This window comes from Pedobacter heparinus DSM 2366 (assembly GCF_000023825.1).
Lineage (GTDB): Bacteria > Bacteroidota > Bacteroidia > Sphingobacteriales > Sphingobacteriaceae > Pedobacter > Pedobacter heparinus.
This window is the reverse complement of the sequence record NC_013061.1, coordinates 2,598,041-2,611,490: the sequence shown is the minus strand read 5'-3', so window position 1 is coordinate 2,611,490 and position 13,450 is coordinate 2,598,041. Positions and strand designations below refer to the sequence as shown.

The 13,450-nt window shown below is 46.5% G+C and carries 7 protein-coding genes; 6 read left to right on the top strand and 1 reads right to left on the bottom strand.

Going from position 1 to position 13,450, the window contains the following annotated elements; translation table 11 throughout:
• Window positions 1–3 precede the first annotated feature (3 nt).
• The gene (locus PHEP_RS11150; protein ID WP_036674505.1) at window positions 4–1,746 is read left to right on the top strand and encodes a RagB/SusD family nutrient uptake outer membrane protein; all 1,743 of its coding nucleotides are present in this window, start codon (window positions 4–6) and stop codon (window positions 1,744–1,746) included.
• Window positions 1,747–2,092: 346 nt separating this feature from the next.
• Entirely contained in the window at window positions 2,093–3,574 is a 1,482-nt protein-coding gene (locus PHEP_RS11145; protein WP_015808064.1) for a sulfatase, read from the top strand.
• 21 nt (window positions 3,575–3,595) lie between these two features.
• Here the strand turns inward: PHEP_RS11145 and PHEP_RS11140 are convergent, their stop codons facing one another.
• Window positions 3,596–4,168: an RNA polymerase sigma factor gene (locus PHEP_RS11140; protein ID WP_015808063.1), complete on the bottom strand. Its 573-nt coding sequence runs from the start codon at window positions 4,166–4,168 to the stop codon at window positions 3,596–3,598.
• A 155-nt stretch (window positions 4,169–4,323) separates the two neighbouring features.
• Here PHEP_RS11140 and PHEP_RS11135 point away from each other — a divergent pair, with 155 nt between their 5' ends.
• From PHEP_RS11135 to PHEP_RS11120, 4 genes are all read left to right on the top strand, one after another.
• Entirely contained in the window at window positions 4,324–5,514 is a 1,191-nt protein-coding gene (locus tag PHEP_RS11135; RefSeq protein ID WP_015808062.1) for a FecR family protein, read from the top strand.
• 57 nt (window positions 5,515–5,571) lie between these two features.
• Window positions 5,572–8,901 carry a TonB-dependent receptor gene (locus tag PHEP_RS11130; protein WP_015808061.1) on the top strand — a complete coding sequence of 1,110 codons (3,330 nt, stop codon included), beginning with the start codon at window positions 5,572–5,574 and terminating at the stop codon, window positions 8,899–8,901.
• A gap of 65 nt (window positions 8,902–8,966) precedes the next feature.
• Window positions 8,967–11,762 carry a SusC/RagA family TonB-linked outer membrane protein gene (locus PHEP_RS11125; RefSeq protein WP_081436846.1) on the top strand — a complete coding sequence of 932 codons (2,796 nt, stop codon included), beginning with the start codon at window positions 8,967–8,969 and terminating at the stop codon, window positions 11,760–11,762.
• A 6-nt stretch (window positions 11,763–11,768) separates the two neighbouring features.
• A complete protein-coding gene (locus PHEP_RS11120; protein ID WP_015808059.1) occupies window positions 11,769–13,442 on the top strand; it encodes a RagB/SusD family nutrient uptake outer membrane protein in 1,674 nt (557 codons plus the stop codon).
• Window positions 13,443–13,450 lie beyond the last annotated feature (8 nt).

The window sequence follows — 13,450 nt, the reverse complement described above, 5'->3', positions numbered from 1 at the left end:
ATCATGAAAAGAATTATTTTTATTGCCACAATAGTGCTGCTGGCAGGCTGTAAAAAGTCGTTCGAACTTTATCCGCCTGATAAGCTTGCCCCCGCAAATGCGTTCAAAACAGAAAAAGACCTGCAGTTATACGCCAATTCATTTTACAATGCCCTGCCTACAGGTAATGATATAGTAAGGGCTGATGGCACCAGCGACTTTCTGGCCGGCTCTACCGTTCCGGCCTATATTGCCGGTAGTTACAATGCCGTTCAGGCACCTGCAGCAACCTGGTCCTTTACTTCATTAAGGAACATCAATTACTTCCTGGAACACTTCGGACAGGCCAGTATTCCCGATGAAGCCAAAAACCACTTCGAAGGTCTGGCCCGGTTTTTCAGGGCATGGTTTTATTTTGATAAGGTAAAACAGTTTGGCGATGTGCCCTGGTATGATAAAACCATGGACGTATCAGATCCTGACATTTACAAACCAAGAGATCCCAGGGATTTTGTAATGAAAAAGGTGCTGGCCGATCTGGATTTTGCTGCCGCCAATATCAGGGCTGCTAAAGATGCCTCATCTTCCCAAATCAACAAATGGGTTGCACTGGCCTTTAAGTCGAGGGTATGCCTTTACGAAGGTACTTTCCGCAAATACCATACAGAATACAGCTTTACAGATGCCAGTTTCTGGCTGGAACAGAGTGCTGATGCAGCCTCAAAAGTAATGCTGGGAAACCAGTATCAGATCAATAAGGAAGCTACATTGAACATGAGCTACCGCAACCTGTTCATCAATGAACTGCCTAAAACGAATGAAGTGATGCTGGCAGCAGTAAACAGTTTGACGTTAAGGGTACTTAATGATGCCAACTGGTACTGGACAAGTGCTACTTACGGCAGAAGACTGAGCTTTACAAAATCCTTTATCAATACCTTTTTAAAGGCCGATGGCAGCCGTTTTACCGATCAGACCGGTTACAATGCCATACCATTCTGGAATGAGGTAAAAGGCAGGGACCTGAGGTTGCAGCAAACCATTAGAATGGGCGATTACAAAAGGGAAGGGGCCGCTGCACCACCCGATTTCACTTATACCTATACGGGTTATATGCCCTATAAGTTTACCCTGGATGCTAAAACTACCGATGGTAAGGCCGAGAACAGCAATTCACTACCCATCATCCGCTACGCGGAAGTGTTGCTGAATTTTGCTGAGGCAAAGGCAGAACTGGGCACTTTTACGGTTACCGATTGGAACTCAACCATTAAAGTACTAAGGGAAAGGGCAGGAATTACAAATACTGCAATGCCGACCACGGCCGATAATTACCTGAAAACCAATTATTTTACAAACATATCAGATGCAAATCTGTTGGAAATCCGCAGAGAACGTGGCATCGAGCTTTCGATGGAAGGTTTCAGGTATGACGACCTGATGCGCTGGAAGCTTGGCTCATTGTTGCTAAAACCTTATGATGGTCTGTATGTTCCGGCGCTGAATACCCTGTACGATTTAAATGAAGATGGGGTAAACGATGTATCCTTTGTAAAAACAGCGCCGGCCAATCCGGTAAAAGGTGTAGTTTATTTTGTAGTGAACGGTACGCAACATTACCTGACAAATGATACCTTTGGTGTAATTATTGTTCAGAACAATTTAAAAAGGGTATTTGAAGATTATATGTATCTACAGCCCATACCTTATGACCAGATTGTTTTAAACCCTAAAATAATCCAAAACCCAATCTGGCCTACTAAATAATACAGACATACATTTTATCCCTTCCTTTAAAGGAGGCCACACCATTTATACCGTGTCTGGCCTCCTCTTTATTTGAAGCGTAGCTGTGGCCAGTATTAATTTACAGTTAACCTATGGTAAGCCCACGTTTTTACTGGAAAAACGTGGGCTCACTGTGGGCTGACTGTGGGTTCACTGTGGACTGACAACAAAGGCAGGTAAAACGGATTATTAATTCAAAAGAAACATAAACTTACCAGATAAGCAGTTGCTTGGAAGTTTGGCACAAAAAATAATATATTTAATAAATGTGTGTACTGCTTAAAAAAATACTCTAATATAGCAAACACTAACCAAATTTTCCAGCATGAAAAGAGCTACAGTATTATTTTTTACCCTTTCTGTCCTTATTTTATTTAGCAGTCATAAATATGTTCCGGCACCTACCGCAAAACCTTATAACGTGCTTTTTATTTTTGTTGACGACCTTCGTCCCGATCTGGGCTGTTATGGTAACCGCATTATAAAATCTCCCCATATAGATGCCTTGGCTGCACAATCGGTTCTTTTTAAGCAACAATTTGTAACAGTACCTACCTGTGGGGCTTCAAGGGCCAGTATACTTACAGGTTTAAGGCCCCGTTCAGTAAATGATCTTTCCAATGAGGCTTTTGAACTTAAACCAAAAAGCCAGAATATACCCGAATCTTTTATTGCGTTACTTAGACAGCAAGGATATTATACGGTAGGGATAGGTAAAATAAGTCACTCACCCGATGGTTATGTATATAAATACCTGGAACCAAAAAGTTCACAAATGGAACTGGAAAGAAGCTGGGATGAAATGCTTTTTAATGCAGGTAAATGGAAAACAGGGTGGAATGCCTTTTTTGGCTATGCCGATGGCAACAACAGAAATGAATTAAAAGGCGAAGTAAAACCTTATGAACATGCGCCTGTAAGTGACAGCAACTACCCCGATGGCTTAACAGCCGAAATGGCAGTCAGCAAGTTAAAAGAACTGAGTACAAAAGAGAAACCTTTTTTTTTGGGTGTAGGTCTGTTTAAGCCCCATCTACCATTTACTGCGCCGCAGAAGTATTGGGATTTATATCAGGAGGCCGACATCAGCTTAACACCATCACCAGATATACCAGTAGATGTTAATCCTGTCAGTTTGCAGGAAAGCGGGGAGTTTAACGGGTATAAAAAGGGGGAAGAAAGAGCCTCACTGGCCAAGCCTGTATCTGATGCTTATGCCCGTAAACTTCGTCATGCCTATTATGCTGCAGTAAGTTATTCAGATGCCCAGATAGGTAAAATACTGGATGAACTGAAGCGAAGCGGAAAGGATAAAAATACCATTGTGGTATTATGGGGTGATCATGGCTGGCACCTGGGCGACGACCGCGTTTGGGGTAAACATACGCTATCTGAATGGGCCTTGCACAGTCCCCTGATCATAAAGGTACCTGGTTTGCCCCAGGCCATAAACAATAATGTGGTGAGCGCTGTAGACGTGTATCCTACTTTAATGGAACTCTGCGGAATAAAGAAGCCAGCGCATATTGACGGGACAAGTCTGGTACCTGCATTAAAAAATCCGCTTGCCAGTTCAGCGGGCGGTATAGCCTACAGTTATTTTAAGAAAGGGATCAGTCTGCGTACAGACCGTTACCGTTTAACAAAATACTTCCGGGCCGCAATGCCTGCAATTGAATTATACGATCACCAGACAGATCCTTATGAAAATAAGAACATAGCAGCACAGCAGCCGGAACTGGTTAAACAATTGATGGTTTTACTGGAAAAAGGTAATACCGGTTTATACAACAAGCCGGTAAATTGAAACCGGTTAGCTCCATCGTATCTAGCGGCCCATAATTTCCAGCAGGATAAGGACCACAATCAGGTCTTTCATAGAGATCCGTAAATGATGGAGTGCATGGGTGAGCTGATTTTCTACTGTTCTTTTTGAAATGCCCAGGCGTTTGGCAATTTCCTCATTACTCAGGTTTTCTTTTCTGCTCAGTATAAAGATCTCCTGGCAGCGCTTAGGCAATTCCTTTAAGTAGAGTTCCACTTTATTTTCCAGTTCCATATACCTGATACGCTCATCACCGGTATTCTGGCTGACTGCCTTTTCCAGGGATAGGGGCTCGTCGGTATAATCGATAGGGCTGGCCTTTAAGCTTTTGATATATTTGTAAACATGGTAGCGCGCAGCAGCTTTCAGGTAAGCAGGAAAAGATGCTATATTCAGGTGTTCTCTTTTGATCCAGAGGTTAAGGAAAATATCGTGTACAATTCCAGAGCAGGCCTCAGCATCTTTCAGCATGGAGAATGCCGTGGTGTAAATTTTAGACCAATGTTTCTCGAAAAGCACAGCAAATGCCCTGGGGTCATCTTCCCTGATTGCTTTCCAAAGTTCCTGATCGGTCATATTACCATAAAATTAGACAATAATAGCATCAACTGCATTACAAATTGTAATGTTAAGGCATTAATTTACAAAAGCCGAAAAAATTAAAAAAAAGATTTAACTTTTATGTGTGTGGCTTTCAAAATCGGGCTCTATATAATTAGAGCAACCAAATTATGAGCAAAGAAGATTACCTGAAACTGTATGAAAAGTACCTTGCCGGCACCTGTAGCCAGGCAGAGGAGGCTTTACTGATGAATTATCAGGATGGTTTTGAGCTGCTTGACCTGCCCTGGGATACGAAAGAGATGGGCGATCAGGAGCAGACCAGGCAAATGATCTTCAACAGACTACAGCCGGAAATCAGGCCGCGCAAAGTATTACGTTTAAATACCTTAGTAAGATGGTCTGCCGCCGCAGTGCTGCTGCTGGCGCTGTCTGTAGGCCTTTACCGCTTAAATTCCCGCAAAGCAGCTGTGCAGCTGGCCGGACAAGCAGTAAACAAATTCTTTAAAAATGACGTTCCTCCTGGAAAAGATAAAGCTGTACTTACACTGGCTGATGGGTCGGAAATTGTGCTGGAAGGTAAAAAGAATGGAATATTGGCGCAGCAGGGTGCTGCAAATCTGCGCATCGATGGCGGGCAACTGGTTTACGAACCTGCTGCTGGGCCTGATGTTTCAGATCAGCAGGTCAATACGATCAGTATGCCGCGTGGCGGAAAATATCAGGTAATATTGTCGGATGGTACAAAAGTATGGTTAAACGCCGCATCTTCTTTAAGTTTTCCGGCGGTGTTCGGTACTAAAAAAAGGGTAGTCCGCTTAAAGGGCGAGGCCTATTTTGAAGTTGCAAAAAGTAACAGGTTAAGCATAGTGAATGGAAAAGCAATAGCAGAACGGGTTCCTTTTATAGTGGAAACTGCCGCGCAAAGTGTAGCGGTTTTGGGTACCCATTTCAACATCAGTTCATACGATGAGGAAGTTATGACCAGAACAACCCTGCTGGAAGGCAGCGTGCGTGTTTCGGCTATCAAAGGCAATATACAGCAGCTGTTAAAACCCGGGCAGCAGGCATTGCTGAACCCTGAAAAGGGTAGCATAGCTGTTTCAGCGGCTAACCTGGAAGAGGCCATAGCCTGGAAGAACGACATATTTATGTTTGAAGATGAAGATATCCATAGCATCATGAGAAAAATATCACGGTGGTATGATGTAGAAGTGGTGTATAAGGGCGAGCTTAAAGGTACCAAATTTGGCGGAACGGCTTCCCGTTCTGACAACCTTTCTGAGGTACTTAAAGCATTGGAACTGACGGGCACCATTCACTTCAGTATAAATGGCAGAACGGTAACCGTAATGCCATAGGAATAGAAACAACCAATATAAACTAATTATACCTGTATTCATTTAATTTTTAGGTCGATGAAATTCGTGCTTATTTTGCTATTCCCGCTATTTGCGTTACTGAATACGGTTGATGCGCAGAAAATAACCCTGTCGGAAAAAGACGTCCCCCTTGAAAAAGTATTTAAAGAGATACGACGCCAAAGCGGCTATAATTTCATTTACAATTCGCAAATGCTGAAGGAAGCCAATCCCGTAAGTATTGTGGTAAAGAATGCGGGGTTAAAATCAGTGCTCGACCTGTGTTTTGCCGGACAGCCCATTACTTATCTGATCAACCGCAATACAGTGGTGGTGAAATGGAGACAGCAGCCTGCTGCTCCTGCAAACCAGTTGCAGCTTATAAAAGGTCTGGTAAGGGACGAACAAAAAGCAGCTTTACCTGGTGTGAGTGTTTATTTAAAAGATGAAAAAAAGGGGACTGTTACAGATGCTGATGGCCGTTACATGCTGGAGGTTCCGGATGATACAGGGATACTGGTGTTCAGTTATATGGGTTTTCAGTCGAAAGAAATCGCCGTAAGTTCGGGCGGCTATGCCATTGTTGACCTTCAGGAAGATACCAAAGGGCTGGCAGAGCTGGTAGTAGTGGGCTATGGTACCCAAAAGAAGCTGACCGTTACGGGCTCGGTAAGCTCGGTTAAAGGGTCGGAACTCAGACAAAACCCTTCGGCCAGTTTGCAGAACACCCTGAGCGGCCGCCTGCCCGGTTTCTTTTCCCAGCAGCGATCGGGCATCCCCGGCAGTGATGGGGCTGCCTTTTACATCAGGGGGGTAAGCACCTTTTCCAATGGGGCAGGTGCCAACCAGCCACTGATCATTGTGGACGATGTGGAATCTACCTACGACCAGGTGGCCAGGATAGATGCCAACGAGATCGAAAGCATCTCTATCCTGAAGGATGCCTCTACAACCGCCGTTTACGGCATCAAAGGGGCTAACGGGGTAATGGTGATCACCACCAGAAGGGGACAGGCCGGGCCGGCTAAGATCAGCCTGCGTACCGAGACCGGTTTTCAGCAGCCCACAAAAGTGCCTGAATACCTCAATTCCTACCGTACTGCACTGCTCAGGAACGAGGCCCTGGCCAATGATGGCCTGGCAGCAGAGTTCTCGGCTGCCGACCTGGAGCATTTCCGCCTCGGTGATGATCCTTACGGACATCCGGACATCAACTGGTATGAGACCCTGTTTAAGGATTTCAGCACCCAGTGGCGCAACAATCTCGACATTTCGGGGGGAACCGAGAACACCAGATACTTTGTTTCCCTGGGCAGCTTATGGCAGAACGGAATGCTGCGCAACTTTGGCGAAGCCTCAGATGTGAACAATGATTATTCTTATAAACGCTATAACTTCAGGAGCAACCTGGATGTGAACCTCACCAAAACCTTAAGCCTGCGCTTCGACCTCTCGGGCAATATCGGCAGGACCAATACCCCCAATGTACCGGGGCCCTTCAGCCGTAACGATGTGTTCTTTGAGGTCAGCAATTACCAGTTCCTGCCGCCCTATGTATATCCCATCTACAACCCCGATGGCAGCTATGGCTTCAGCAACAGGGTGCGCGACCGCATCAACAATGTGGTGGGCAGGCTTTCCCTGGATGGCTACCAGCGCAACTTTGAGAACAACCTGAACTTTGTGGCCAATGCGGTGCAAAAACTGGATGTGCTTACCAAAGGACTGTCGGTAAAGGCCAACCTGTCCTATGCCAGCAGCCAGAGCTCATCCCGTAACCTGACCCGTGACCTGTTCCCTTCCTTTATTTACAACCCGGCCGATGACAGTTATACCCCAAGGGACGAGAGTGTGTTCCGCGTACAGAAGTACCGGCTGCAGTACGGGACTGGCAATATGCTCAGAAGGCTCAACACGCAGCTGATGCTCAATTACGACAGGAGCTTTGATCAGCACCATTTATACGGACTGGCCCTGTTTAACCAGATGACAGACATTGCACCCAATACCGATACCCAGTACGATTATGTGCCCTCCAACTCCAGGGGCTTTACCGCAAGGCTGGGCTATGATTACAAAAGCAGGTACCTTTTGGAGTTCAACATGGCCTATAATGGTACCGACCGGTTTGTGGGCAACAAGCGCTATGGCCTGTTCCCGGCCGTATCAGCAGGATGGAACGTGGCCTCGGAACCTTTTATGAAGGGACTGAAAGCTGTACAGCTGCTGAAGCTGCGCGGTAGTTATGGCATGGTGGGCAGTGATGTGGTATCGGGTGGCAAGTACCTGTACAAACAGAGTTACGACAGGGGCGGAACCACCTCTTTTGGCTATTCGCACAATGCCTACAGTGGTATTGTGGAAGGTACCCTGGGCAATGCCGATGTGAGCTGGGAAAAGGAGCGAAAGGCCAATATCGGTATAGACCTGCTGATGTGGGGTGGCAAGCTGGGGGCCACCATCGATTATTTTGACAATTACCGTTACGACATTTTAACGCCAAGGAACGGGGTATCCAGCATTTTCGGGCAGGCTTTGCCGGTAATGAACGTGGGAGAGGTGAGCAACAAGGGCTATGAAGTGGAACTGACCCATAACAACAGGATCAATGACAAGCTGAACTATACGATAAGGGGCAACATCTCGGTGGCCAGAAACAAGATCCTGTACCAGGATGAGGCCGAACCGGCCTTTCCATGGCTGCGACAGACCGGCCACAGCATCGGTTCCATTGCTGTATACACCTTTAACGGTTTTTACAGGGATGCTGCAGATGTGCAGGCCAATCCCGCACCAAACGGCATTGTACCCAAACCGGGCGACATGAAATATAAAGACCTGAACGGGGACGGGCTGATAGACAGCTACGACAAAAGCTATGTGGGCTATCCGAACCTGCCCGATACCAATTACGGACTGAGCCTGGGGCTGAATTACGGGGCTTTCAGCCTGAATGTATTGTTCCAGGGAGCGGCAAACTTCAACATCCGCGGAACGGCAGCAGCCATTGATGCCTTCCAGTCCAACCTGCAGCCTTTGCATGAAAAGAGGTGGACACCGGAAACTGCTGAAACTGCAGCTTACCCGAGGTTGTCCTCCATCATTGGCGGCCTGAACAGCTCTACCGATTATCCTTCTACCTACTGGCTGGTACCGGGTGATTACCTCAGGTTAAGATCGGCCGAACTCAGTTACAGTTTGCCCCAGGGCATGGTCAAAAGGCTCAGGATGCAGTCGGCCAGGATCTATACCAATGGCTACAATCTGATCACCTGGTCGAAGATCGACAAACGCTATCAGCTAGACCCTGAAGCCTCTTCCGGTGGAGACAAATACCCTTATCCGCCGCAAAGAATATACAATATTGGATTAATGCTCTCCTTTTAAATTAAAAAATCAACAAATGAATAAATAATTACAAGCACACCTAATCATAAAACCAATTAAATCAAATGAGAAGATATCTATTTTACTTTTCCATTTTATGGTATTCCGGCTCATCGGCAATGGCGTCAGCGCCAGCGGCCGGTCCGGTTATCAGGAATGAGTTCCGGATTTCAGCGACACAGCTCAAAACAGGATCAGCCAGCTGGCAGGACAGCCTGAAGCTCAAGCGGAAAAAGCCTGCCCAGCTTTTATCAGGCAGTGTTTCCGATACCCTTAAAATTGCGTCCAGTGATGCAATTTACACAGCAGACCTGCTGAAATCCCCGACAGGGAGTTTATATAACATATTAACCGGCCGTTTATCGGGCCTGTACACCAACCAAAGCTCGGGCGAACCGGGATTTGATGGTGCAGCTTTGCAGTTAAGGGGACAATCGCCTTTAATGATCATTGATGGGATACCACGCTCGGTAACCTTGCTGGACCCGGAGGAAATTGAATCGGTTACCGTACTTAAAGATGCCCTGGCCACGGCCATGCTGGGTGTACGCGGATCGAATGGGGCTTTGCTGATCACTACCCGGAAGGGGTTTAACGGAAAACGTAAAATTGCCTTTACGGCACAGACTGGTGTACAGCAAGCCTTGAAAATGCCCGATTTTTTAAATGCTTATGACTATGCAAACCTGTACAATGAGGCGCTGAGGAATGATGGGCTGGCCGCAAAATACAGCAATGCCGATCTGGAAGCTTACCGGAACGGGACAGACCCGACGGGGCATCCGGATGTAAACTGGAAAGATCAGGTATTGCGCCCGGCAGCCCCTATAAGCAGGTACAACCTGAATGTAAGTGGTGGCGGAGATGCCACACGTTATTTCATCTCGCTCGAGAATTTTAACCAGGGCGGTCTGATCAAAGAATCCGATGCCAATAAATACAGTACCAATTCGAGCATCACCAGATATATTGTCCGCTCCAATATAGAGGTAGATCTGGATCGGCAGACCACACTGGGTTTAAGGTTATTCGGGCGCATCATGAACGGAACGGAGCCGGGTGGCACAGTAACCAATATTTTCAGTTCGCTGATCAATACACCCAATAATGCTTATCCGGTATTTAATCCGGACGGTTCTTTGGGTGGGGTACAGCAGTTTACCAATAATATATACGGACAGGCTACGGCTGCAGGTTATCAGGCCACTTATAACCGCGACATGATTGCCGATGTTTCGCTGACCCGTAAACTGGATTCCTGGGCCAAAGGGCTATGGGTACGCGGTATGGCTTCTTATTTTGCCTCTGCCAGTCAGCGTACCATGCGCAATAAAACCTTTGCCACCTACCAGTATACCGGTACCGGCTACAGGGTTTTTGGGGTGAACGGCGACCAGTCGAATGCCAGTACCGTTTCGCAGAACAACCGTCAGGTATATGCAGAATTTTCTGCCGGGTACAGCAACAGGTTTGGTGCAAATGGCATTGATGTTTATCTGGCTGCCAATAGTGATACCCGTTCGATAGATGGCGACCTGGACCTGAACTATTCAGGGATTTCCGGTAAGCTGACCTACGATTTCAATAAAAAATACATTGCAGAACTGGCATTCGGAATGAACCGTTCTAACCGTTATCCTAAAGGCACACCACTTGGCCTGTTCCCGGCCCTTGGTTTGGCCTGGAACATTTACCAGGAAGATTTTATGAAAGATTCCTGGCTGAAAGACCTGAAACTTAGCGCTTCTTACGGCAAAACAGGCTGGGACAAGGCCGGTTATTACGTATTTAACCAATATTATACGGACGCATCAGGATTGGGTTACGTATTTGGTGCTACACCTGCAACGGTAAATGGGGTAACAGAATCTACACTGGCCAATCCCGACATCCGATGGGAAAAATCAGATAAGCTGAACATAGGCTTGCAGGGTAGTGTGCTAAACCAGCGGTTAGCTTTTGATGTGCAGTATTTCAACAACAAATATTATGACCTGCTGATGCAGCGGGGCAGGAACAGTGCGGTACTGGGCAACGATTATCCGGACGAAAACATCGGCATCAACCGTTATACAGGAGCAGATTTTCAGTTGAAATGGCAGCAACAGAGCGGTAATTTCAGCTATTTTATCGGAGGAAATGCGAGTCTGGTCAAGTCCAGGGTGATATACAGCGACGAGGTATTTCAGCAGTACAGCTGGATGCAGCGTACCGGGCAGGCAGTGGGACAGCCTTTTGGATATATTGCCGAGGGCCTGTACCAGACTGTTGATGCCGGCAGTGTAGCGGTAACCGGCTATACCCCACAGCCGGGTGACATTAAATACAAGGACCTAAACAATGACGGTATCATTGACCAATACGATGAGGCTCCTATAGGTTCTACCAAACCACTGTTTTTTTATGGTGTTACATTGGGTTTCAACTGGAAGGGCCTTGATTTTAGTGCATTGCTGCAAGGTGTAGAAAACAGGAATATGCTGCTTACCGGCAATAGTGAATGGGAATTTCAGAGCAATGGTTTCGGACAGGCTTATCCTTTCCAGCTGGACCGCTGGACACCACAAACTGCAGGCAGCGCCAGCTATCCGCGTTTAACGGCAGGTAGCAATGTAAACAACCATAAGACTTCCTCTTACTGGATGCATTCAGGCGATTACCTGCGCCTAAAAACGGTAGAACTGGGCTACACGCTTCCAATGAGAATTTCCAGAAAGATTAAACTGGACAACATCAGGGTATTTGCCAATGCACTTAACCTGTTTACCATCGCTGATTTTGACCGGGTAGATCCGGAAGTGAAACCAGGTTCCTATCCGATACAGCGTGTAATTAATGGCGGTATTTCAATTAAACTATAAGCAGACATGAAAAAAAACAGACTTGTTTTAATTGTAATGGTTATGGTGCTGATGAGCATCAATGGCTGTAAAAAAGTAGAGACAGAACCACTGGAAAGGCTGACTGTCGATTATATATTTGATGAAGGCGACAGAAATGCGGTATATGCAGACCTGTTTTTGAACAATATTTATTCCTATCTGCCAGATGGCTTTAACCGTGTAGGCGGAAACCTGCTGGATGCAGGTACAGATGATGCCTTGCCTACACGCAATGCCTCTACAGTTGAATATTTTGTGAACGGACGTTTAACCCCGGCCAATAATCCGGATGCTGCCTGGGGTGATTGTTATGCCGGCATACGGAGGGTAAATATATTCCTTAAAAATATTGACATTGTACCTGCTGATGCACAACGCAAACAATACTGGCGTGCAGAAGCCAGGTTTATCAGGGCGATGCTTTATTTCGAGATGCTGAAACGTTATGGCGGCATCCCTTTGATAGGAGATAAGATCTTTGGGCTGAACGATAAGATTGATGTGAGCCGCAATACCTTTGCTGAATGTGTGAGTTATATTGTCTCTGAATGTGAGGACATTAAAGGCAAACTGCAGATAGAACCTGTTGTAGATACAGACCTGGGCAGAATGACCAGGGGTTGTGCACTGGCACTGAAGAGCAGGCTGCTGCTTTATGCCGCCAGTCCGCTTTTTAACGGCGGAGGTTTTGAAACTGATCCGGCAAAAAAAGCGCTTACCGGTTACCTGGATTACAAAGAGAGCAGGTGGCAGGATGCACTGAATGCAGCTGAAGAGCTGATTGGCAAGTATGCACTGGAAGCCAATTTTATTGATGTGTTCATCAAACGCAAAAACAATGAAGTGATCATGGCCAAACAACGGGTGAAGACCTTTGATGTGGAAAGCAACAATGCACCGGTAGGTTTTATTGAAACCGGGGCGGTTAGCAAGGGGCTGACCAGTCCGACGCAGGAACTTGCCGATGCCTATACCAACGATTCGGGTGTGCCTGTGCCAAACTCACATTTACTGGCCAACCCTTATGCGGCCAGGGATTCCCGTTTTGCACTGACCTTCTTTTTTAACGGGAGCGACTGGCTGAAGCGGAAAGTGCAGAGCTATGAAGGTGGTTTGGACAAACCCAATACCCCGGGCTCCGAACAGACTCGTACAGGTTATTACATGCGCAAGTTCATGGCCAATTTTGCCACCAATACCACCTATACCAACCAGGACCATAATTTCATCATTTTCAGGTATGCGGAAGTTTTGCTGAACTATGCAGAAGCATTAAATGAGCTGAACCGCACCGAAGATGCCGTTAACCAGATCAAACTGCTGAGGATAAGAGCTAAGATCAAAGCAGGAACCGGAAACCGGTATGGCATTAAGGCTGGTATTTCGCAAACGGAAATGCGGGCCCTGATCCAGAATGAGCGCCGGGTAGAACTGGCATTTGAGGAACACCGTTTCTGGGATATCCGCCGCTGGAAAATTGCACAGCAGGTACTGAATGGGAAACTCCATGGCATGAAAGCTACCTTAAACGGCAGCACTGTTACCTACGAGCCTTTTGAAGCCGCAACAGTAGTATTTGCACCACGCATGTACCATATTCCACTGCCTTATGGGGAAACCACTAAAAATACAAACCTGGTGCAGAATGAAGGCTGGTAAGGTTTAGC